Annotated in this window: 18 protein-coding genes; 12 read left to right on the top strand and 6 right to left on the bottom strand. The window is 59.6% G+C overall.

Annotated features, from left to right (window positions below; genetic code table 11):
* Nucleotides 1-98 precede the first annotated feature (98 nt).
* Both AC0Z4S_RS09635 and AC0Z4S_RS09630 read left to right on the top strand, forming a co-directional pair.
* Entirely contained in the window at nt 99-1,226 is a 1,128-nt protein-coding gene (locus tag AC0Z4S_RS09635) for an NAD(P)/FAD-dependent oxidoreductase (protein ID WP_485622801.1), read from the top strand.
* Nucleotides 1,227-1,317: 91 nt separating this feature from the next.
* Nucleotides 1,318-1,944 carry a helix-turn-helix transcriptional regulator gene (locus tag AC0Z4S_RS09630; protein WP_253499243.1) on the top strand — a complete coding sequence of 209 codons (627 nt, stop codon included), beginning with the start codon at nt 1,318-1,320 and terminating at the stop codon, nt 1,942-1,944.
* Between the two features lie 83 nt (nt 1,945-2,027).
* On the opposite strand, the gene AC0Z4S_RS09625 is transcribed toward AC0Z4S_RS09630, so the two are convergent.
* The 6 genes from AC0Z4S_RS09625 to AC0Z4S_RS09600 all read right to left on the bottom strand — a co-directional run bounded on the left by AC0Z4S_RS09625 (nt 2,028) and on the right by AC0Z4S_RS09600 (nt 7,310).
* Complete coding sequence (locus tag AC0Z4S_RS09625) at nt 2,028-2,804, bottom strand: ABC transporter substrate-binding protein (protein WP_485622800.1); 777 nt, start codon at nt 2,802-2,804, stop codon at nt 2,028-2,030.
* Nucleotides 2,805-3,056: 252 nt separating this feature from the next.
* Nucleotides 3,057-3,509: a molybdopterin synthase catalytic subunit MoaE gene (gene moaE, locus AC0Z4S_RS09620; RefSeq protein ID WP_042607711.1), complete on the bottom strand. Its 453-nt coding sequence runs from the start codon at nt 3,507-3,509 to the stop codon at nt 3,057-3,059.
* Nucleotides 3,510-3,512: 3 nt separating this feature from the next.
* Nucleotides 3,513-3,755, bottom strand: coding sequence for a MoaD/ThiS family protein (locus AC0Z4S_RS09615; RefSeq protein WP_016985014.1), 243 nt, complete (start codon nt 3,753-3,755; stop codon nt 3,513-3,515).
* Complete coding sequence (gene moaC / locus AC0Z4S_RS09610; RefSeq protein WP_008080206.1) at nt 3,752-4,225, bottom strand: cyclic pyranopterin monophosphate synthase MoaC; 474 nt, start codon at nt 4,223-4,225, stop codon at nt 3,752-3,754. The genes AC0Z4S_RS09615 and moaC overlap by 4 nt, the downstream gene beginning before the upstream one ends.
* A 227-nt stretch (nt 4,226-4,452) precedes the next feature.
* Nucleotides 4,453-5,847: a PhoH family protein gene (locus AC0Z4S_RS09605; RefSeq protein ID WP_042607708.1), complete on the bottom strand. Its 1,395-nt coding sequence runs from the start codon at nt 5,845-5,847 to the stop codon at nt 4,453-4,455.
* Nucleotides 5,848-6,185: 338 nt separating this feature from the next.
* Entirely contained in the window at nt 6,186-7,310 is a 1,125-nt protein-coding gene (locus tag AC0Z4S_RS09600) for a polysaccharide deacetylase family protein (protein ID WP_485622799.1), read from the bottom strand.
* 257 nt (nt 7,311-7,567) lie between these two features.
* Between AC0Z4S_RS09600 and yaaA the strand changes: the two genes are divergently transcribed.
* The 10 genes from yaaA to AC0Z4S_RS09550 all read left to right on the top strand — a co-directional run bounded on the left by yaaA (nt 7,568) and on the right by AC0Z4S_RS09550 (nt 22,395).
* Nucleotides 7,568-8,347 carry a peroxide stress protein YaaA gene (yaaA, locus tag AC0Z4S_RS09595; protein ID WP_485622798.1) on the top strand — a complete coding sequence of 260 codons (780 nt, stop codon included), beginning with the start codon at nt 7,568-7,570 and terminating at the stop codon, nt 8,345-8,347.
* 809 nt (nt 8,348-9,156) lie between these two features.
* Nucleotides 9,157-10,473, top strand: a complete 1,317-nt coding sequence (locus AC0Z4S_RS09590) for a nucleotide sugar dehydrogenase (RefSeq protein ID WP_186551312.1) — start codon at nt 9,157-9,159, stop codon at nt 10,471-10,473.
* Between the two features lie 254 nt (nt 10,474-10,727).
* Nucleotides 10,728-12,209: a mannuronan synthase gene (gene alg8, locus AC0Z4S_RS09585; protein ID WP_371924006.1), complete on the top strand. Its 1,482-nt coding sequence runs from the start codon at nt 10,728-10,730 to the stop codon at nt 12,207-12,209.
* 35 nt (nt 12,210-12,244) lie between these two features.
* Complete coding sequence (locus tag AC0Z4S_RS09580) at nt 12,245-13,414, top strand: alginate biosynthesis protein Alg44 (RefSeq protein WP_024011680.1); 1,170 nt, start codon at nt 12,245-12,247, stop codon at nt 13,412-13,414.
* Between the two features lie 15 nt (nt 13,415-13,429).
* A complete protein-coding gene (gene algK, locus AC0Z4S_RS09575; protein WP_485622797.1) occupies nt 13,430-14,932 on the top strand; it encodes an alginate biosynthesis TPR repeat lipoprotein AlgK in 1,503 nt (500 codons plus the stop codon).
* Nucleotides 14,929-16,410 carry an alginate export family protein gene (locus AC0Z4S_RS09570; RefSeq protein WP_485622796.1) on the top strand — a complete coding sequence of 494 codons (1,482 nt, stop codon included), beginning with the start codon at nt 14,929-14,931 and terminating at the stop codon, nt 16,408-16,410. The genes algK and AC0Z4S_RS09570 overlap by 4 nt, the downstream gene beginning before the upstream one ends.
* 26 nt (nt 16,411-16,436) lie before the next feature.
* The gene (gene algG / locus AC0Z4S_RS09565; RefSeq protein WP_485622794.1) at nt 16,437-18,008 is read left to right on the top strand and encodes a mannuronan 5-epimerase AlgG; all 1,572 of its coding nucleotides are present in this window, start codon (nt 16,437-16,439) and stop codon (nt 18,006-18,008) included.
* A gap of 11 nt (nt 18,009-18,019) precedes the next feature.
* The gene (locus AC0Z4S_RS09560) at nt 18,020-19,486 is read left to right on the top strand and encodes an alginate O-acetyltransferase (protein WP_471877425.1); all 1,467 of its coding nucleotides are present in this window, start codon (nt 18,020-18,022) and stop codon (nt 19,484-19,486) included.
* An 8-nt stretch (nt 19,487-19,494) separates the two neighbouring features.
* Nucleotides 19,495-20,619 (top strand): mannuronate-specific alginate lyase, encoded by a 1,125-nt coding sequence (locus AC0Z4S_RS09555; RefSeq protein WP_281924680.1) that lies wholly within the window; start codon nt 19,495-19,497, stop codon nt 20,617-20,619.
* A 210-nt stretch (nt 20,620-20,829) separates the two neighbouring features.
* Nucleotides 20,830-22,395, top strand: coding sequence for an MBOAT family O-acyltransferase (locus tag AC0Z4S_RS09550; RefSeq protein WP_065615832.1), 1,566 nt, complete (start codon nt 20,830-20,832; stop codon nt 22,393-22,395).
* Nucleotides 22,396-22,400: the final 5 nt, after the last annotated feature.

The following is a 22,400-nucleotide window of genomic DNA, read 5'->3' as shown; positions in this document are numbered from 1 at the left end:
TTTGATCCTGTTTTTTCAAGATCAAGATCAAGATCAAAAGATCGCAGCCTCGTTTCACTCGGCAGCTCCTACGGGGTTCTCGTTACCTGGGAGTTTTCATGAACCACGCAGACTTCATCATCATCGGCGGCGGGATTGCCGGCGCTTCCACCGGGTTCTGGCTGGCGCCGCACGGCAAAGTGATCGTGCTCGAGCGTGAAACCCATCCCGGCTATCACTCCACCGGTCGTTCCGCCGCGCTGTACACCGCAGCTTATGGCACCGCACAGGTACGCGCACTGACCCAAGCCAGCCGCGCCTTCTTCGACAGTCCTCCGAGCGGTTTCTGCGAGCATCCGCTGCTGACCCCGCGCGGCGAAATGACCGTCGACTTCATCGGTGATCCTGCCGAACTTAACAATCAATACCTCAGCGCCAAAGCCACGGTCCCGCAGATGCAACTGCTCAGCGCCGACGAAGCCTGCGCACGCCTGCCGATCCTGCGCCGGGACAAAGTCCATGGCGCGATCTACGACCCTTCGGCCTGCGACATCGATACCGATGCGCTGCATCAGGGCTACCTGCGCGGCATCCGACGCAACCACGGCGAAGTCCACACCGATTGCGAAGTGCTCGGCGTGAGCCGCGATGCCGATGGCCTGTGGATCGTGCAGACCAATGGCGAGACATTCAGCGCACCGGTGCTCATCAACGCCGCCGGTGCCTGGGCCGACAGGATCGGTGCCCTCGCCGGTGCGCAGCCGCTGGGGCTGCAACCGAAACGTCGCGCTGCATTTATCTTTGCCGGCCCGGAAGGCGTGGATATTCATCACTGGCCGATGCTGGTCAGCCTCGACGAATCCTTCTACATGAAACCCGACGCCGGCATGTTCCTCGGCTCGCCGGCCAACGCCGACCCGGTCGAACCGCACGACGTGCAGCCGGAAGAACTCGACATCGCCATGGGCATTTATCAGATCGAAGAAGCCACCACGCTGACCATCCGCCGCCCGACTCGCACCTGGGCCGGTCTGCGCAGTTTCGTGGCGGACGGTGATCTGCTCAGCGGTTTCGATTCAAAAGTGCCGGGGCTGTTCTGGGTCGCCGCACAGGGCGGTTACGGTATCCAGACGTCGCCGGCGATGGGCCAGGCCAGTGCGGCACTGGTGCGCGGTGAGCCGTTCCCCGAGCACCTGCAGCAATTCGGCCTCGACAGCGCCATGCTCTCCCCCGCCCGCCTCGCTTGAGCGAGCCTGCGGATGACTCACTGAAAAGATTGCGGCACACTCGCAGCGCCCCGGCACAAGGGGCGCTGACGCTGCCTGGAGCTCCACTGTCATGACCGCCCCCGAATTCGACCCGGCGCTGGATAACTTCCGCGCCATCGCCGACGCCATCGCCACGCTGTTCTTTCCCCATGCCGAAGTGGTGCTGCACGACCTGCGCACGCAGAAGGTCGACTACATCGCCAACAACCTGTCCAAGCGTGAGATCGGCGACGACTCGTCGCTGGATGACATGCTCAGTGACGATGTCAGCGACAGGAACATCGGCCCGTACGAAAAGCTCAACTGGGACGGTCAGAAGATTCGCAGCCTGAGCACTGTGCTGCGCGACAGTGAAGATCGACCGCTCGCAGTGCTGTGCATCAATCTGAATATTTCCCTGTTCGAGAACGCCAAGGCGGCGCTGGACCTGTTTCTCTCGCCGAGCAAACTGATTCCGCAGCCCGACTCACTGTTCCGTGATGACTGGCAGGAACGCATCAACACCTTCCTCCACGCCTGGCTGCGCGAGCGGCAGTTGAGCCTGAACCTGCTGACCCGCGATCACAAACGCGAACTGGTGCTGGCGCTGCACGCCGAAGGCGCGTTCAAGGGCAAGAGCGCCTCGAACTACGTGGCCAATGTGCTGAACATGGGGCGGGCGACGGTGTACAAGCATTTGAAGGAACTGAAGGGCTGAAAAGCAAAAGATCGCAGCCTTCGGCAGCTCCTACAGGAGAACGCATTCCCATGTAGGAGCTGCCGAAGGCTGCGATCTTTTTATCAGTCGCCGTAGATGTCGGTCTGGAAATACTTCTGGGAAATCTTCTGATACTCGCCACTCGCGCGAATCCCGTCGATGGCGCTGTTCAACTGGCTGACCAGCTCGGCATTGCCCTTGCGCACCGCAATCCCCGCGCCCTCGCCAACATACCTGGGATCTTTCAACTCCGGCCCGACAAATGCATAACCCTTGCCACGCGGCATTGACAGGAAGTCATTGAGCGGAATGGTGTCGGCGAAAATCGCATCGAGGCGCCCCGCCGCCAGGTCCATGTAGATTTCTTCGTTGTTGCTGTAGCGCTTGACGTTGATGCCTTTGGGTTCGAACACCTCGGTGGCGAAACGATCAGTGGTGGTCGCACGCTGCACACCAACATTCTTGCCTTTGAGGCTGGCGTACTGATCATCGACGCTGGCGCCTTCCTTCATCACCAGGCGCGAGGACGTGAAGTAATACTTGTGGCTGAAATCCACCGACTTCTTGCGATCTTCGTTGATGGTCATCGACGACAGCGCCATGTCGATCTTCTTCACTTTCAGCGAAGGAATCAGCCCATCGAACTCGCCTTCGACCCACACGCACTTGACCTTCATCTGCGCGCACAGGGCATTGCCGATTTCGTAGTCGAAACCGACGATTTCACCTTTGTCGGTTTTCGATGCGAACGGCGGATAAGCCGCTTCGATGCCGATGCGCAGGGTTTTCTCGGCGGCAAAGGAGCTGGAACAGGCCAGCAGGCTGAGGACAAGACCGGTGATCAGGGGGAGTTTCTTCATGTTCGTTCTCTCGCGGGTTGTTGGCAAGAAAGCAGCTACAAGCGGCAAGCTATCAGCTGCAAGACAGAAGCTTTTTTTGTACTTGGAATTCCATACTGGACTCTCAGGTACAAATCGTCAATCGGGTAGAGAGTGGAGGTTTTCGGTGTCGCAGATGACGCCTTCGCGAGCAGGCTCGCTCCCACAGGGGAACGCATTCCAATTGTGGGAGCGAGCCTGCTCGCGAAGACTGACTGGAGGGCGCTACAGGAATTACTTCTTCCAGCGATCGGCGGCAGCATGATCACTGTCGCGCCCTTCGACCCAACGCGGTCCATCGCTGGTGTTTTCTTTCTTCCAGAACGGTGCGCGGGTTTTCAGGTAGTCCATGACGAACGCGCAGGCATCGAACGCGGCCTGGCGATGAGCGCTGGCGGCGCCGACGAAGACGATCGGCTCGCCCGGTTCCAGCGCGCCGATGCGGTGCAGCACTTCCAGCTTCAGCAGCGGCCAGCGCTGCTCGGCTTCGACAGCGATCTTGCCGAGGGCTTTTTCGGTCATGCCCGGATAGTGCTCCAGGAACATTCCCGCCACGTCGAGACCATCATTGAAGTCGCGCACGTAACCGACAAAGCTCACCACCGCGCCAACGCCAACATTGGCCGCGTGCATCGCATTGACTTCAGCGCCCGGATCGAACGGCATGGCCTGCACCCGAATCGCCATAGCTCAGCCTCCGGTCACGGTCGGAAAAAACGCCACTTCGTCGCCATCGACCACCGGCTCGTCGAGCTGGCAAAGATCCTCGTTGCGCGCGCACATCAGGTTCTGCTCGCTCAACACCTCGGCGCCGTCACGTTGCGCGAGCAGTGCGCGTACGTCATCGACGGTGGCGAAATCACCTTCAACCTTTACCGAATCCACGCCAAGCGCTTCACGGTAACGGGCAAAAAACTTCACGGTCAGGTTCATGGCTGCTCCGCCTGGAAGTGGCCGCTCTTGCCGCCGACTTTTTCCAGCAGACGCACGCTTTCGATAGTCATGCCACGATCGACGGCTTTGCACATGTCGTAGATGGTCAGGGCGGCGACGCTGGCGGCGGTCAGCGCCTCCATTTCGACGCCGGTCTGCCCGGACAGCTTGCAGCGGGCGACGATGCGTACGCTGTCTTCGCCTTCGGCGCTGAGCTCGACTTTGACGCCCGTCAGCATCAGCGGATGGCACAGCGGAATGAGATCACTGGTTTTCTTCGCCGCCTGAATCCCGGCGATGCGCGCCACAGCGAATACGTCGCCCTTGGGATGACCACCGCTGACAATCATCTGCAGGGTTTCGGGGAGCATGCGCACCAGCGCTTGAGCCGTCGCCTCACGGAACGTCACGGCTTTTTCAGTGACGTCGACCATGTTGGCGCGACCTTGGGAATCGAGATGAGTCAGCACGGAATTACTCCTGATCAGGAGCGTGGATTGTAAACCTGTGGGTCAGATATCCGCACGCACGAATATGGCGTTCTTCGTGCAGGAGCTGCCGAAGGCTGCGATCTTTTGACTTTGATTTTTAAAAACAAGATCAAAAGATCGCAGCCTTCGGCAGCTCCTACATTGGGATCTGCGTAAGGCATAAAAAACCGGGCGGCTTTAAGGGCCGCCCGGTCTTGTGGGAAGGGTTACAAATGCGATTCGGCGTATTCGGCCAGGATCGAGCGAGGCACCCCTTGCAGGGTGATGTGCACACCGTTGGGGAAATCCTTGAAGCGTTCGGTCAGGTAGGTCAGCCCGGAGCTGGTCGCGGACAGGTAAGGGGTATCGATCTGTGCCAGGTTGCCCAGGCACACCACTTTGGAACCGGCACCGGCACGGGTGATGATGGTCTTCATCTGGTGCGGCGTGAGGTTCTGGCATTCGTCGATCAGGATCAGGCTCTGCTGGAAGCTGCGACCACGAATGTAGTTGAGCGATTTGAACTGCAACGGCACTTTACTGAGGATGTAATCGACGCTGCCATGAGTGTTTTCGTCATCCATGTGCAAGGCTTCAAGGTTGTCGGTGATGGCGCCCAGCCAGGGCTCCATTTTTTCCGCTTCGGTGCCGGGCAGGAAGCCGATTTCCTGGTCCAGACCCTGGACGCTGCGGGTGGCGATGATGCGGCGATAGCGTTTGCTGACCATGGTCTGCTCGATCGCAGCGGCCAGCGCCAGAATGGTTTTACCGGACCCGGCAGCGCCGGACAGGTTGACCAGATGAATGTCCGGATCAAGCAACGCGTACAGCGCCAGACTCTGATAGATGTCGCGCGGCTTCAGGCCCCAGGCCTCCTGATGCAGCAGCGGTTCCTGATGCAGGTCGAGGATCAGCAGTTTGTCTTCCTGGATTTCCTTGATCCAGCCGACAAAACCCTGCTCGTCGATGATGAATTCGTTGATGTGCACCGCCGGCAGGTTGTCGATCAATTGCACCTGATGCCAGGTGCGGCCATGGTCCTGACGGGTTTCGACCTTGCTCACGCGGTCCCAGAACGAGCCGGTCATGTTGTGGTAGCCGTTGGGCAGCAGGGACACGTCATCGACCAGTTGGTCGGTGCTGTAGTCCTCGGCATCGATGCCACAGGCGCGCGCCTTGAGGCGCATGTTGATGTCTTTGGTGACCAGCACCACTGGCTTCTGCGGGTCACGGGTGTGCAGATCGATCAACTGGTTGATGATTTTGTTGTCGTTCAGGTGCTCGGGCAGAATCAGGTTCGACTCGGCCTGCTTGCTCATCAGAATTGACAGCAAGCCCTTCGGCCCGCCCTTGCCACGCTGAATCGGCACGCCCAGTTCGACGTCTTCGGGGGACGCATCGCCCAGGGTCTTGTCAATCAGGCGGATCGCCTGGCGGCATTCGGCGGCTACGCTGTGATGGCCGCTCTTGAGCTTGTCCAGCTCTTCCAGCACGGTCATCGGGATGGCGACGTGGTGTTCTTCGAAATTCAGCAGGGCATTTGGATCGTGAATCAATACGTTGGTATCGAGTACATACAGGATTGGCTGGTTGGAGGAAGGGCTGCGTCCGTGATCATCCATACTCGGTCACCTATGTGGGAGCCATTCGACGCAATACCTTGACAGTGCTGCGCCTCGAGGTGACTGCCGAATTCATCCACGAGGGCCTGGATGAACTGCACACAATAGGAGTCTGGGAAGACGCCACCTGTGTTGCAGGTTTCGGCGGTCTGTCTTCGTAATACTCCAAAACCGATGACATAAAAAAGTACTTTGACGGTTTTTTTAAGTTTATTTTGCAGAGTGACGAAAAGCCCTTGGCGGACTCCCCAGACACCGCTAAAGTCGGAAGTCCGCCTGCAGTGAATTCCTTCTTAAAATCACCCCAAGCCCAATGTTTCCGGGCTTTTTGTCGTTTCTCAACGAAACGCGTCCTGACAGTCTTCCCAGCCGATGCCGCTCTGCGCAGTCTGGGTAATCAGCCACGGCAAGGACGTCTTCACCGCATCCTGTTTCATGTTGAAATTGATCACCCCGTGACGCCACAGCAGCATCAGGGTCAGCACCCGCTGCGCGCTCGCCGGGCCCTTGAGCTTGCCGGCGCCGTCCTGAGCATCGATGTCCCACAGCGCTACTTGCAGGCCCTGGGTATTGAAGAAACCTTGCGCGTCACTGCGGCGCTGGCCATCCGGCGGACGGAACAGCGGCACGTAGTTTTCCGGCAACTTGTTCTTCACCAGATCGGCGCTGCGCCGCACTGAATCCTGCCAGTCCTGCCAATGGCTGTGGGAGCGGAATTCCCAGCCCTGCACGCCCACGCACTGCCGGGAAAAGCTCGCCTGCAGGCTGCTGACCGAACGGCCGGCGAGTCGTGCCTGAATATCCTTGCCCAGCACAAAGAACGTTGCGCTCAGATTGGACTTGCGCAGGTACTCGGTCAGCCAGTCGGTGTTGTCCGGTTGCACGTTGGCGGCGCTGTCGAAAGTCAGCAGAAACAGCCGGTCGTGCATTTCCTCGCCGTTACGTTCGTAGTCGCCGAAACGATCGAATTCATTACTGGTTTGCGGTGACAGCGCGGCCTTGCGCATCAGCTCGTCGAGGTACTGCAAATGGAAGATCCGGCTCGGCTCGGCCCACTTGGTGTAATAGCTGTCATCGCTGACCACGAACTTGGCCGCCTGCTCGCGCAGGGTCGGCAGGTCTTCGACGAGGAAGCAGAACGAGGCGTCCTGATCGCAGCTTTGCTGGGCGTGGTTGTAGTTGGCGAGCAGACGCTGCCAGAGGCGCTGGCGCAGCTGGTTGACCGCATCGATATTGACCGTGCGCAGACCCAGGCGCTGGGCAAGTGCCGCCTCGTCGATGGACTCGGTGCCGAGCAGGCCGCGAGCGAACATGAGGATTTCCGCCCGCGACGCAACATCGAACAGGGTCGGATTGCTCAGCTGCTCCGGCCAGGTCGTGCGATCCAGCGTCGCCGCATCGCCGGGCGCCGCCACGGCCGTGAAGCTCAGCAGCCACGCGGTGAATAAAAGAACAATGCGCAAAGGGATGTCTCCATAACAAAACCCGCGCGGCACTATATCGCGGGTGGATCAAAACAAAGATCAAAAGATCGCAGCCTTCGGCAGCTCCTACCTGTCCCCATTGAATTCATTGCGGTTTCATGTCGAGCGCAATCTGTAGGAGCTGCCGAAGGCTGCGATCTTGTTCCATGACACCACCGATCACCTATCACGCTCATAGCTGGAGTCAACAAGGACAACCCCCTAGAATCGCCCCCACGATCAAAGGAGACGACTTCATGCTGATGGTGATTTCCCCCGCCAAGACCCTCGACTACGAAACACCGCCGGCGACCCAGCGCTTTACCCAGCCGCAGTACCTCGACCATTCGCAGGAATTGATCCAGCAACTGCGCGAACTCAGTCCGGCGCAGATCAGCGAGTTGATGCACGTGTCCGACAAGATCGGTGGCCTCAATGCCGCGCGTTTCGGCAGTTGGACACCGGCCTTCACACCAGAGAACGCCAAGCAGGCCCTGCTTGCATTCAAGGGTGATGTTTACACCGGCCTCGACGCGCAGTCATTCAGCGAGGCGCAATTCGATTACGCGCAGAAGCACCTGCGCATGCTCTCCGGCCTTTACGGCCTGCTGCGCCCGCTGGACCTGATGCAACCCTATCGCCTGGAGATGGGCACCAAACTGGCCAACGCCCGTGGCAAGGATCTGTACGCGTTCTGGGGCACCCGCATCAGCGAATGGCTGAACGAAGCGTTGGCCGATCAGGGCGATGACGTGCTGCTCAACCTTGCATCCAACGAATACTTTTCCGCGGTCAAGCGCAGCGCCTTGAAGGCGCGGATCATCAACACCGAGTTCAAGGATCAGAAGAACGGCCAGTACAAGATCATCAGTTTCTACGCGAAGAAAGCGCGCGGCCTGATGAGTCGTTTTGTGATTCAGGAACGCATCGACGATCCGGCACAGCTCAAGCAATTCGATGTGCAGGGTTATCGCTACAGCGCCGAACATTCGAAACCCGACAATCTGGTGTTTTTGCGCGACCACGCCCCGGAATAAAGCATGCCCTTTGCACGACTCTTTTCACGATGAGTCGTGCAGTCCGCCCGAAGTCAAAATCCCCTCGCTACTTATCGCCAATTTCATGGCGCCAATAAAACCACACCCTGTTTTCTAATTTTAGTTTCACTCGACACTGAAGTTTTTTTTCAGTAGTGGCACTTAAATTTTTTACCGGTAGTGGCACAAAACTATCGACCCCGGTTTCACCCCGATCAGTAAAGGGCGAAATGGTTAGTGCTATCAATTTGCACCCAGTGCCATCTTTGTCAATATTTCAAAAAATTTCGACCGGCACGATGAGCGGGCTGGAACTATGTCCAAATGCGTTGCTCATACCACCGGTAACGATTCTCGCCGAGTTTGTACGAGATAACTTACGCAGAGCAGATAGCCATGTAACCAAGTTGTCACAACAACTTGCCTGAGTGACTAACGAGTCTCAAAACAATCGAAGGACAGGAGATACGCACCATTAATATCCCCTACAAAGGCCAAGGCCGCGCCCCTATAAACGTGCTCGCCTGAGCACCTAACTGCTTGATTTACCGGCTCCCTACCGGACGTCGAGCAGGCTACACGACTGCACTAGAGTCTTCCCGCACGGAAGATCGGCTGCATAACAGGGCAAGTCATAACAACAAGGCCTAGTTGCGCACTTCTTGAGTGCACTTATTAGACACTCGGAACTTTGTATGCCTGCACACGGCATTGTGGCGCCTGTAAGCCGCACTTCCGAGTGCACTAGTGACCGCTGAACACCATTAACTCCGGCCTTCTAAGGCCTGATATATACAGAGGTAATTGCGATGCGCATCAGCATATTTGGTTTGGGTTACGTTGGCGCAGTATGTGCCGGTTGCCTGTCTGCACGGGGCCATGACGTAGTTGGCGTCGACGTTGCCAAAGACAAGATCGACATGATTAACGCCGGCAAATCGCCGATTGTTGAACCGGGCCTGGGCGAACTGCTGCAACAGGGTATCCAGACCGGTCGTCTGCGCGGCACGACCAACTTCGCCGAGGCGATTCGTGATACCGACCTGTCGATGATCTGCGTCGGCACGCCAAGCAAAAAGAACGGCGACCTGGAACTGAACTACATCGAGGCCGTTTGCCGCGAGATCGGTTTTGTCCTGCGTGAAAAAACCACCCGCCACACCATCGTCGTGCGCAGCACCGTGCTGCCAGGCACCGTGGCCAACGTGGTCATCCCGATTCTGGAAGACTGCTCCGGCAAGAAGGCCGGCGTCGATTTCGGCGTTGCGGTCAACCCGGAATTCCTCCGTGAATCCACCGCCATCGCTGACTACGATCAGCCACCGATGACCGTTATCGGCGAGTTCGATACCGCCTCGGGCGACGTTCTGCAATCGCTGTACGAAGAACTCGACGCACCGATCATCCGCAAGGACATCGCCGTTGCCGAGATGATCAAGTACACCTGCAACGTCTGGCACGCGACCAAAGTGACCTTCGCCAACGAGATCGGCAACATCGCCAAAGCGGTCGGCGTCGATGGTCGTGAAGTGATGGAAGTGGTCTGCCAGGACAAGACGCTGAACCTGTCCCAGTACTACATGCGCCCGGGCTTCGCCTTCGGCGGTTCGTGCCTGCCCAAAGACGTACGTGCGCTGACCTACCGCGCCGGTTCCCTGGACGTCGAAGCGCCGCTGCTCAACTCGCTGATGCGCAGTAACGAATCGCAAGTGCAGAACGCCTTCGACATCGTTGAAAGCCATGAAAAACGCAAAGTCGCCCTGCTCGGTCTGAGCTTCAAGGCCGGCACCGACGACCTGCGCGAAAGCCCGCTGGTTGAACTGGCAGAAATGCTGATCGGCAAGGGTTACGACCTGAGCATCTACGACAGCAACGTCGAGTACGCCCGTGTCCACGGTGCGAACAAGGACTACATCGAATCGAAGATTCCACACGTGTCGTCCCTGCTCAACTCCGACTTCGACTCGGTGATCGACAACTCCGACGTGATCATCCTCGGCAACCGCGACGAGAAATTCCGTGCGCTGGCCCAGGAAGCACCACAGGGCAAGCAAGTCATCGACCTGGTGGGCTTCATGTCCAAGGCCACCAGCGCCGGTAGCCGCACCGAAGGGATCTGCTGGTAAGCAGACATTGCGCGGCGTCGCGTACCGCGTCGCCGCGCAATGACTGTGTGAACCCTTGGTAGGAGCTGACGAGTGAAACGAGGCTGCGATCTTTACCGGCTCACTTGAGTCCCGAGTGAACACTCGGAAGATCAAAAGATCGCAGCCTTCGGCAGCTCCTACAGGGATCGCCCGAATTGCGCATGACATCGCAATTTTCGTAAGCCTGCCTTAACCCCATCGGGCCCTGCCCGAGATAGAGACGGATGCAGATTATGCACAGGCTAAAACACGGCCTACTTCAGGCCGCCGGTTGGCTGTTTTACCTAAGTTTGTTGATGGGCCTGGCCTTGATGCTGCCCACGTCCACATTCGACTCCGAGTCGAAGGACTTCATTTTCCTGATTGGCGCCGTGGGTATCTGGCGCTACTCGATGGGTGCAACGCACTTTGTGCGCGGCATGATTTTTCTCTACATCGTTTACCCGCACCTGCGTCGCAAAGTACGCAAGCTGGGTAAAGCGGCCGACCCGTCGCATGTGTTTCTGATGGTCACCAGCTTTCGTATCGACGCGCTGACCACCGCGCAGGTCTACAGCTCGGTGATCCGCGAAGCCATCGACTGCGAACTGCCGACCACCATTGTCTGCTCGATCGTGGAAATGTCCGACGAGTTGCTGGTCAAGGCGCTGTGGGCGCGGATGAATCCGCCGGAGCGAGTCAAGCTCGACTTCGTGCGCATTCCCGGTACCGGCAAGCGCGATGGTCTGGCCTTCGGTTTCCGCGCGATCTCCCGTCACCTGCCGGACGACCGTGCCGTGGTGGCCGTGATCGACGGCGACACCGTGCTCGGCGAAGGCGTCGTGCGCAAGACCGTGCCGTGGTTCCAGCTGTTCGGCAATGTCGGCGGCCTGACCACCAACGAGTTCTGCGAAGTGCGCGGCGGCTACATCATGAGCGAATGGCACAAGCTGCGTTTCGCCCAGCGTCACATCAACATGTGCTCGATGGCCCTGTCCAAGCGCGTACTGACCATGACCGGCCGGATGTCGGTGTTCAAAGCCTCCGTAGTAACCAATCCGGAATTCATCGCCGACGTAGAAAGCGACTCGCTGCAGCACTGGCGTCTGGGCCGCTTCAAGTTCCTGACCGGTGACGACAAGTCCAGCTGGTTCAGCCTGATGCGCCTGGGTTACGACACCTTCTACGTGCCGGACGCCGCGATCAATACCGTTGAGCACCCGCCGGAAAAGAGCTTCATCAAGGCCAGCCGCAAGCTGATGTTCCGCTGGTACGGCAACAACCTGCGCCAGAACTCGCGTGCACTGGGTCTGGGTATCCGCCGCCTCGGCGCGTTCACCTCGGTGGTGCTGTTCGACCAGCGCGTGTCGATGTGGACCTCGCTGCTCGGCCTCACCGTCGCGCTGATCGCCAGCTTCAAGTACGGCACCGCGTTCATCCTCGTGTACCTGCTGTGGATCGGTATCACCCGCCTGATCCTGACGCTGTTGCTGTCGTGTTCCGGCCACCGCATCGGCCCTGCTTACCCGGCGATTCTGTATTACAACCAGATCGTTGGCGCCCTGGTGAAGATCTACGTGTTCTTCCGCCTCGACCAACAATCCTGGACTCGCCAGCCCACATCCCTGACCCGTGATCTCGCCAGCTTTCAACGTTGGTTCAACACCTGGTCGTCTCGGACCATGACCTTCTCCGCCGGCAGCATTTTTGTCGCCGTGCTGCTGATGATGGTCTGACCCGCTCCTATTGAATTAACAAGGAAATCGCCCCTATGAATACCGCCGTCAACGTCAACGTAGTGCATGAATCCGAAGCCCAGCGCCAGCACGCTCGCGTGAAAATCCCGGCCAAGCTGCGTTTCTTCGGCCCTGACCGGACTCCGCTCGAAGCGCGGGTCCTCGATCTGTCCGCTGGCGGCCTGGCGTTCAACGCCGGGCAGATGCCGCTGACCATCGGCGAGGTGTACAAGGCGCGTCTGCAATTCGTCATCGACAACCTCGGCCTGGCCATGGACGTTGAACTGCAGGTGCGTTCCTTCGATCGCGCCACCGGCCGCGCCGGCTGCCAGTTCCAGAACCTCGAGCCGCAGGACATTTCCACCCTGCGCCACCTGATCACTTCGCACCTGGCCGGCGACATCGTCAGCATCGGCGAAGTGCTGGCGACCCTGCAGCGCGACAACTTCACCAAGGCGCGCAAGAACAAGACCAATGACACCGGCATGACCCCGTTCGGCCGTCTCAAAGCCGTGACCTTCAGCGCCGGTATCTTCGCCGTCGGCCTGGTCGCTGCCGGTTTCATCTTCAAGTCGGTGTACGGCATGTACTTCGTCAGCCACGCCCAGGCCGGTCTGGTCAGCGTGCCGGGGATGAACATCACTATGCCGCGCGACGGCACCGTACAGAGCCTGGTCAAGTCCGATGGCGTCGCTGCCAAAGGCGCACCACTGGCGACCTTCAGCACCAGCATGCTCGACGTGCTCAAGGGTCATCTGGCCGAAGATCAACTGGCCCCGGCCAAGGTTGAAGAACTGTTCGGCAAGCAAATGACCGGCACCCTGACTTCGCCGTGCGACTGCACCGTGGCCCAACAACTGGTGGCTGACGGTCAGTACGCGAGCAAGGGCGACGTGATCTTCCAGTTGGTGCCGCGCAACACCCAGGCCAACGTTGAAGCACGCTTCTCCTATCGCCAGTTCGGCGACGTGCGTCCGGGCACTCCGGTGAGCTTCCAGATCGCCGGCGAAGACAAGACCCGCACCGGCAAGATCGTCAGCAGCACCAGCCTGAAGAGCGCCGACCTGTCCTCCGACATCCGCGTGCAGATCCAGCCTGACGAGCCGCTCGACAGCAGCCTCGCCGGCCGCCCGGTGGAGGTGAACAGCGACCGTGGCCCGAACCTGAACTGGCTGATCGACAAAGCCATGGCTGCCGGTCTTTAAGTCGAGGACATGCCTGTGACTACGCATAACTTGAACACACCGCCGACCCTGTGGGAGCGAGCCTGCTCGCGAAAGGGCCAGCGCGGTCTGTCTGAAGTACCGAGTCGACTGCTTCGCGAGCAGGCTCGCTCCCACATGGGGTTGATGGTGTGCTCGCTGGCGCTGGCAGTCTCTCTGGCCGGTTGCGCCGGGCTGCCCGATCAGCGTCTGGCCAACGAAGCGCTCAAGCGTGGCGACACCGCCACCGCTGCGCAGAATTACCAGCAACTGGCCGATCTGGGTTACAGCGAGGCGCAAGTCGGCCTGGCCGATATCCAGGTCGACAGCCGCGACCCGGCGCAGATGAAACAGGCCGAGGCGACTTACCGCGCAGCGGCCAGCGTGTCGCCGCGTGCCCAGGCACGTCTCGGTCGTCTGCTGGTGGCCAAGCCTGGCTCGACCGAAGCCGAACACCACGAAGCCGAAACCCTGCTGAAAAAAGCCGCCGCCAATGGCGAAGGCAACACGTTGATCCCGCTGGCGATGCTGTACCTGCAATACCCGCACAGCTTCCCGAACATCAACGCTCAGCAGCAGATCGATCAGTGGCGCAAGTCCGGTTACCCGGAAGCCGGTCTGGCGCAGGTGCTGCTGTATCGCACCCAGGGCACTTACGACCAACATCTGGATGACGTGGAAAAAATCTGCAAGGCCGCGCTCAACACCACCGACATCTGCTACGTCGAACTGGCCACCGTTTACCAGAAGCGCGGCCAGGCGGACCAACAGGCCGAGCTGATCAAGCAGATGCAGGCTGGTTACAGCCGTGGCACCGTAACCGCGCAGCGTGTCGATTCCGTGGCCCGTGTGCTGGCCGATTCGACCCTGGGCAAGACCGACGAAAAAACCGCGCAGGCGTTGCTCGAACCGATCGCTCCAGGCTACCCGGCGTCGTGGGTGACCCTCGCCCAATTGCTTTACGACTTCCCCGAACTGGGCGACGTCGACCAGATGATGAAGTATCTGGACAATGGCCGCGCCGCCGACCAGCCGCGCGCCGAACTGTTGCTGGGCAAGGTCTACTACGAAGGCAAAATGGTTCCGGCTGACGCGAAGGTTGCCGAGGAACATTTCCAGAAAGCCGTGGGCCGCGAAGTCGCCGCCGACTACTACCTCGGCCAGATCTATCGCCGTGGCTACCTCGGCAAGGTCTATCCGCAGAAGGCTCTGGACCACCTGCTGACCGCTGCGCGCAACGGGCAGAACAGTGCCGACTTCGCCATCGCCCAGCTGTTCTCCCAAGGCAAGGGCACCAAGCCTGATCCGCTGAACGCTTACGTATTCAGCCAACTGGCCAAGGCCCAGAACACCCCGCAAGCCGATGAACTGGCAGCGACCCTTGAGGCGCAACTGCCGCCCGAGCGCCTGCCCGAAGCCCGCCGCCTGTTGCAACAGGAACAGGCCAGCCGTGGCGCCCTGAACTCGAACACGCTGCAACTGCACGCCCTGCAAGAAGAAGACGGCGAGGAAAAACTATGAAGCTGAACCCATTCGTGAAGGCCGGTATTGGCCTCACCTTCGCGCTGATCTGGTCTTGCCCGACGCTGGCTGCGATGACTGAAAGCAAGAACTTCGGTCTGGAAGTGAAACTCACCGGCCAGTCCGAAGACGACCGTGACCTCGGCACTGCCGGCGGCGGCGACGTCAATGGCGTGGGCCTCGACCTGCGTCCGTGGATCTACGGCGAAAGCGGCGCGTGGAGCGCCTACGCGATGGGTCAGGCGGTGACCTCGACCGACATCATCGAGACCGACACCCTGCAACAATCCGACGGTGAACAAGCCACCGACAACAGTGATCGCAAAACCAAGAAGAACTACCTGGCGATGCGCGAGTTCTGGGTCGGCTACAGCGGCCTCACCCCGTACCCGGGCGAGATGCTCAAGTTCGGTCGCCAGCGTCTGCGCAATGACGACGGCCAATGGCGTGACACCAACATCGAAGCGCTGAACTGGACCTTCGACACCACCCTGCTGCGCGCCAATGCCGGTGTTGCCGAGCGTTTCAGCGAATACCGCACCGACTTGAAAGAGCTGGCGCCGAAAGACAAGGATCGCCTGCACGCCTACGCCGACGCCGCTTACCAGTGGACGCCGGGCCAATGGGTCGGCATTCGCGGTCACCACACCCACGATGACGGCAAACTCGATTACGCCGAGCCGGGCGTCCCGCGCGACTCGCTGGACAAGACTCAGAACGGCGACATCAGCTGGATCGGCCTGACCGCCGACAGCGACGCCTACAACTGGCGCAACACCAACACCGTCAACTACTGGGGCAGCATCACCGGCATGAGCGGCGACCGCGACACGGTCAACGCGCTGAACGCCGACGGCACGCGCCCGACACAAGCCAAGCGCAGCGATGACATCAGCGGCTGGGCAGCCGATGTCGGCGTGCGTCTGCGCCTCGATCCGCAGTGGCAAGTCGGCGGTGCATACGCCCGCGCCAGTGCCGATTACGAACAGAACGGTCTGGAGAGCAACCGCTCCAACTACACCGGTACCCGCTCGCGCGTGCACCGTTTCGGCGAAGCCTTCCGTGGCGAAATGAACAACATGCAGACCGCCACCCTGTTCGGCTCGTGGATGATCAACGACGAGTACGACGCCAGCCTGATTTACCACAAGTTCTGGCGTGTCGACGGCAACAAGCCGGTGGGCAGCAACGGCATCAACGCGGTGGAAAACAACACCGACGACGTCACCGGCGCAATCCTCTCCAGCACATCCTTGCCGCTTGAAGATGGCAACAAGGACCTGGGTCAGGAAATGGACCTGGTCGTCACCAAGTACTTCAAGCAAGGCCTGTTGCCGGCGGCGTTGAGCCAGTCGATCGACGAGCCTTCGGCACTGGTGCGTTTCCGTGGCGGTGTGTTCAAACCGGGCGATGCCTATGGCAGCCAGGTTGATTCCTACATGCACCGCGCATTCATTGACGTGATCTGGCGCTTCTGATGCAAACCGCCAAGGGAGTGCCCGACATGATCAGCACCAGAACAGGCTCACTCAGCCTGCTGGCCGGCGCGATGCTGCTGGCCAGCGCCGGCGCCTTCGCCAATGTTGAACCGGCCAAGCCTGCGACCGTGGCCAAAGAACTGCAACAGGCCAAGACCTACACCGTCAGCAGCGCGCCGACCGAGGCGCTGCAACTGGCCAAGCCGAAACTGCCCGACCTGTCCGGCTTCACCGCCGAAGCCGCTGCCGCGAAGATCGTGCGCAGCAAGCCGGGCAAGATCAGCGTGCGCCGGATGATGCAGGAAAACGCCCTGAAGGACTTCATCGGCGGCGATAACAAGATGGCCGAATGGGTCGTGCGTCAGCACGGCATCCCGCAGGCGATCTTCATCGACGACGGCTACATGAACCTCAAGGACCTGGCGAAAAAACTGCCCAAGCAGTATTTCAGCGAGACCTCACCGGGCGTGTACCTGGCCAAATTGCCGATCGTCGTTGGCGAGAAAGGCATCCTCGAAATCGACGGTCAGACCCAGGAACTGCGCCTGTCGCAGGAGGCCGGTTCGTTCCTGGTCAACGACGGCAAATTGTTCGTCAGCGACACCAAAGTCACCGGCTGGCGCGAGAAGGACAACGGCCCGGCAACCTTCCGTTCGCCGAAGGAATTCCGTCCGTTCCTGCTCGCCTGGGGCGGCACCGAGACCTACATCGTCAACAGCAAGATGGCCAGTTTCGGTTACGCCAACAGTAAGTCGTACGGGGTGAGTATTTCCCAGTACACGCCGAACATGGCCAAGGTTCTCAAGCGTCCCGAGCCAACCGGCTGGATCGTCGGCTCCGAGTTCTCGGACATGTGGTACGGCTTCTACTGCTACGAAACCCGCGACTTCGTGGTCAAGGGCAACACCTACAAAGACAACATCGTCTACGGCATCGACCCGCATGACCGCTCGCACCGTCTGATCATTGCCGAGAACACTGTTTACGGCACGAAGAAGAAGCACGGGATCATCATTTCCCGTGAGGTCAACGACAGCTTCATCTTCAACAACAAGAGTTACGACAACAAGTTGTCGGGCCTGGTGATCGACCGTAACAGCGTCAACAACATCATTGCCTACAACGAGATCTACAAGAACCACACTGACGGCATCACGCTCTACGAGTCCGCCGACAACCTGCTGTGGGGCAACAAGGTCATCAGCAATACCCGTCACGGCATTCGTATTCGTAACAGCGTGAACATCCGCCTGTACGAAAACGTTGCCATGACCAACGGCCTGACCGGTATCTACGGCCACATCAAGGACCTGACCGACACCGACCGTGACATCAAGCTCGACCCGTTCGACGCGCAGGTCTCGCTGATCGTGGTCGGTGGCGAGCTGGCGGCCAACGGCAGCGGCCCGCTGTCGATCGACTCGCCGCTGAGTGTCGAGCTGTATCGCGTGTCGATGCTGGCGCCGACCAAATCCAGCGGCATCAGCTTCAACGGCATCCTCGGCGAGCGCCAGGATGAAATTCTCGATTTGCTGGTGCGCCAGCAGAAAGCCGTGCTGATCGACCCTGTCGAACGCCAGACCGAAATGCAGGACTGAGGATAATTTTTATGCACCCACACATGATCAAACTGCTCAGCCTCTCGGCCCTGACCCTCGGCATTCTCGCTGCCGGCAACGCCCGCGCCGACGCTGAAGGCGCAAGCGTCACGCCACCGAAGTTCACCGCCGAGCCGTGCTGCAACCTCTGCCCGGCTGCCCATGACGCGAAGAATTACACCACGCGTTATCAGCAGAACTTCACCACGCTGGTACAGGCTCAGGGCGACTGGCTGTTCCGTACCCAGGAAGACCTGCGCACCGAGTTCAACACCACGCCGGCCGGCTACAAGCGTCTGCAGCAGTTGCACGATGCGTTCAAGAGCAAAGGCGTGGAGCTGGTGATCGTCTACCAGCCGACCCGTGGCCTGGTGAATCGCAACAAGCTCAACCCGCAGGAAAAAGCCGCGTTCGATTACGAGAAAGCGCTGGGCAACTACAAGACCATGCTTGGCCGTTTCGCCAAGATGGGTTACGTCGTGCCGGACCTATCGCCGCTGACCAACGAATCGCTGCCGGACACCCTGCCCGCCCACGATTTCTACTTCCGTGGCGACCAGCACTGGACGCCATATGGCGCTCAGCGCACGGCAAAAATCGTGGCGGAAAAGGTCAAGCAGATCCCCGCTTTCGCCGACATACCCAAGCGTGAATTCGAGACCAAGAAGTCCGGGCGCATGGGCAAGACCGGTACCCTGCACAACATGGCCGGGCAACTGTGTGGCACCAGCTACGCGATCCAGTACATGGACCAGTTCACCACCGAGCCGAAAGGCGAGGCAGGCGACGGCGATCTGTTCGGCGATTCCGGCAATCCGCAGATCACCCTGGTCGGTACGTCGCACAGCGGCAAGAACTACAACTTCGCCGGTTTCCTTGAAGAAGCCATCGGCGCCGACATTCTCAACGTGGCCTTCCCCGGCGGCGGTTTCGAAGGTTCGATGCTGCAGTACCTGGGCAGCGAAGAATTCCAGAAGACCCCGCCGAAGATTCTCATCTGGGAATTCTCGCCGCTGTATCGCCTCGACCAGGAAACCATCTATCGCCAGATGATGGCGCTGCTCGACAACGGTTGCGAAGGCAAGGATGCGCAGATGTCCGCCAGCACCACGCTGAAGCCGGGCAGCAAGCAAGAACTGCTGGTCAACAGCAAGAACCTGAACCTGCAGAACGCCAGTCATCAGGTCGACATCCGCTTCGCCGACACCTCGGTGAAAACCCTGCAAGCCACCCTCTGGTACATGAACGGTCGCCACGAGGACATCAAGATCGAGAAACCGGAAACCTCCGACACCGACGGTCGTTTCGCCTTTGAGCTGCGCACGGACGAAGACTGGGCCTCGCAAAACCTGCTGGCGGTCGAAGTCCAGGGTCCTGAAGCCGGACCTGGCGCCGCGCCACAAAAAGTCGAAGCGAAAATCTGCAAACGCAACGTATTCCCGGGCGCTGGTCAACAGACCGCGCAGCTCGGGCAATGAGGTCTGCTATGCGAAATCCGAAACTGAAAAACCTGTTGGCACCGACGCTGCTGAGCCTGGCGATGTTCGCCGGGGCGACTCAGGCCGCCGCGCCATTGCGTCCACCACAGGGCTACTTCGCCCCGGTGGACAAATTCAAGACCGGCGACAACAGCGACGGCTGCGACGCGATGCCGGCGCCATACACCGGTCCGCTGCAATTTCGCAGCAAATACGAAGGTTCCGACAAGGCTCGCGCAACGCTGAACGTGCAGTCGGAAAAAGCCTTTCGCGACACCACCAAAGACATCACCACGCTGGAGCGCGGCACCGCCAAGCGCGTCATGCAGTTCATGCGCGACGGTCGCCCGGAGCAGCTCGAATGCACGCTCAACTGGCTGACCGCATGGGCCAAGGCTGACGCGTTGATGTCCAAAGACTTCAACCACACCGGCAAGTCGATGCGCAAATGGGCGCTGGGCAGCATGGCCTCGTCGTACATTCGCCTGAAGTTTTCCGACTCGCATCCACTGGCCCAGCACCAGCAGGAAGCGCAGTTGATCGAAGCCTGGTTCAGCAAAATGGCCGATCAGGTGGTCAGCGACTGGGACAACCTGCCGCTGGAAAAAACCAACAACCACTCGTACTGGGCCGCCTGGTCGGTGATGGCCACCGCCGTCGCCACCAACCGCCGCGACCTGTTTGATTGGGCGGTGAAGGAATACAAGGTTGGCGTCAATCAAGTCGACGCCGATGGCTTCCTGCCTAACGAACTCAAGCGCCAGCAACGCGCCCTCGCCTATCACAACTACGCCCTGCCGCCGCTGGCGATGATCGCCAGTTTCGCCCAGGTCAACGGGGTCGATCTGCGTCAGGAAAACAACGGTGCGCTGAAGCGTCTGGGTGATCGTGTGTTGGCCGGCGTGAAGGACCCTGACGAGTTCGAAGAAAAGAACGGCAAAAAGCAGGACATGACCGACTTGAAAGAGGACATGAAATTCGCCTGGCTCGAACCGTTCTGCACCCTCTACACCTGTGCGCCGGATGTGATCGAGAAGAAACGCGACATGCAACCGTTCAAGACCTTCCGCCTCGGCGGCGACCTGACCAAGGTCTACGACCCGACGCATGAAAAGGGCAACAAGGGTTCGTAAGACCGAACGCGAAACCCTGTAGGAGCTGCCGAAGGCTGCGATCTTTTGATCTGGCCTTTGAAGATCAAGATCAAAAGATCGCAGCCTTCGGCAGCTCCTACAGGGATAAGTGTCAGGTTTAAAGATTTGTGAGTTGACCCTCCGGTTTTTTGTGGGGGGTTTGGGGGGGCTCTGGCCCTTGACTGTTGGTTCAAACATGGAGAGATCGGGATGGTATTTTCATCCAACGTGTTCCTGTTTCTGTTCTTGCCGATCTTTCTCGGCTTGTACTACCTGAGCGGGCAACGCTATCGCAACCTGCTGCTGCTGATCGCCAGCTACGTGTTCTACGCCTGGTGGCGAGTGGACTTTCTCGCACTGTTCGCCGGCGTCACGCTGTGGAACTACTGGATCGGCCTGAAAGTTGGCGCCGCCGGTGTGCGAACCAAACCGGCGCAGCGCTGGCTGTTGCTCGGCGTGGCGGTGGATCTGTGCATCCTCGGCTACTTCAAGTACGCCAACTTCGGCGTCGACAGCATCAACGCGATCATGACTTCGTTCGGTCTCGAGCCGTTCATCCTGACTCATGTGCTGCTGCCGATCGGTATTTCGTTCTACATCTTCGAATCGATCAGCTACATCATCGACGTGTACCGTGGCGACACGCCGGCGACGCGCAACCTGATCGACTTCGCAGCATTCGTGGCGATCTTCCCGCACCTGATCGCTGGTCCGGTTCTGCGCTTCCGCGACCTCGCCGACCAGTTCAACAATCGCACGCACACCCTCGACAAGTTCTCCGAGGGCTGCACGCGGTTCATGCAGGGTTTCATCAAGAAAGTCTTCATCGCCGACACCCTCGCCGTGGTCGCCGACCATTGCTTCGCCCTGCAGAACCCGACCACGGGCGACGCCTGGCTGGGTGCGCTGGCGTACACCGCGCAGCTGTATTTCGACTTCTCCGGTTACAGCGACATGGCCATCGGCCTGGGCTTGATGATGGGTTTCCGCTTCATGGAAAACTTCAAGCAGCCGTACATCAGCCAGTCGATCACCGAGTTCTGGCGCCGCTGGCACATCAGCCTGTCGACCTGGCTGCGTGACTATCTGTACATCACCCTCGGCGGTAACCGCAAAGGCACGCTGATGACCTATCGCAACCTGTTCCTGACCATGCTGCTCGGTGGTCTGTGGCACGGCGCGAACATCACTTACATCATCTGGGGCGCCTGGCACGGCATGTGGCTGGCGATCGAAAAAATGCTCGGCCTGAACACTTCGCCGCGCAGCCTCAACCCGATCCGCTGGGCACTGACCTTCCTGCTGGTGGTGATGGGCTGGGTGATCTTCCGTGCCGAGAACCTGCACGTCGCCGGTCGTATGTACGGCGCGATGTTCAGCTTCGGCGACTGGTCGCTGTCGGAACTCAATCAGGCCAGCCTCACCGGTCTGCAAGTGGCAACTCTGGTGGTGGCCTACGTGACCCTGGCGTTCTTCGGCCTGCGCGATCTGTACACCAATCAGCCGCCAGCCAAGACCAAACCTGAAGTCAACGTCGAGGCCGATGGCCCTGCCACTGCGACCCCTGGAATGATCAAGGCAGCGCCTGGTGAAAATCCGGCGAGCATCCATGAACCTGGCTACACCGTCGGCGTCGAAGCCCAGGTGCAACCGGCCTACTGGACCGCGGACTGGTCGCGCTACGTGATGCGCGGGCTGATTCTGCTGTTGTTCATCGCCTCGATTCTCAAACTTTCGGCGCAAAGCTTCTCGCCGTTCCTTTACTTCCAGTTCTGAGGGAT

The sequence above is a fragment of the Pseudomonas sp. 1L-B-1-E-C1 genome, from assembly GCF_057291835.1.
The sequence above is the reverse complement of the archived record's forward strand: the minus strand, read 5'-3'. Positions and strand labels throughout refer to the sequence as shown.

Bases quoted from the DNA above. Each gene is read 5' to 3' on its own strand.
- AC0Z4S_RS09635 (WP_485622801.1), top strand. From the start codon at position 99: ATGAACCACGCAGACTTCATCATCATCGGCGGCGGGATTGCCGGCGCT.
- AC0Z4S_RS09630 (WP_253499243.1), top strand. From the start codon at position 1,318: ATGACCGCCCCCGAATTCGACCCGGCGCTGGATAACTTCCGCGCCATC.
- AC0Z4S_RS09625 (WP_485622800.1), bottom strand. From the start codon at position 2,804: ATGAAGAAACTCCCCCTGATCACCGGTCTTGTCCTCAGCCTGCTGGCC.
- moaE (WP_042607711.1), bottom strand. From the start codon at position 3,509: ATGGCGATTCGGGTGCAGGCCATGCCGTTCGATCCGGGCGCTGAAGTC.
- AC0Z4S_RS09615 (WP_016985014.1), bottom strand. From the start codon at position 3,755: ATGAACCTGACCGTGAAGTTTTTTGCCCGTTACCGTGAAGCGCTTGGC.
- AC0Z4S_RS09605 (WP_042607708.1), bottom strand. From the start codon at position 5,847: ATGGATGATCACGGACGCAGCCCTTCCTCCAACCAGCCAATCCTGTAT.
- yaaA (WP_485622798.1), top strand. From the start codon at position 7,568: ATGCTGATGGTGATTTCCCCCGCCAAGACCCTCGACTACGAAACACCG.
- AC0Z4S_RS09590 (WP_186551312.1), top strand. From the start codon at position 9,157: ATGCGCATCAGCATATTTGGTTTGGGTTACGTTGGCGCAGTATGTGCC.
- alg8 (WP_371924006.1), top strand. From the start codon at position 10,728: ATGCACAGGCTAAAACACGGCCTACTTCAGGCCGCCGGTTGGCTGTTT.
- AC0Z4S_RS09580 (WP_024011680.1), top strand. From the start codon at position 12,245: ATGAATACCGCCGTCAACGTCAACGTAGTGCATGAATCCGAAGCCCAG.
- AC0Z4S_RS09570 (WP_485622796.1), top strand. From the start codon at position 14,929: ATGAAGCTGAACCCATTCGTGAAGGCCGGTATTGGCCTCACCTTCGCG.
- algG (WP_485622794.1), top strand. From the start codon at position 16,437: ATGATCAGCACCAGAACAGGCTCACTCAGCCTGCTGGCCGGCGCGATG.
- AC0Z4S_RS09560 (WP_471877425.1), top strand. From the start codon at position 18,020: ATGCACCCACACATGATCAAACTGCTCAGCCTCTCGGCCCTGACCCTC.
- AC0Z4S_RS09555 (WP_281924680.1), top strand. From the start codon at position 19,495: ATGCGAAATCCGAAACTGAAAAACCTGTTGGCACCGACGCTGCTGAGC.
- AC0Z4S_RS09550 (WP_065615832.1), top strand. From the start codon at position 20,830: ATGGTATTTTCATCCAACGTGTTCCTGTTTCTGTTCTTGCCGATCTTT.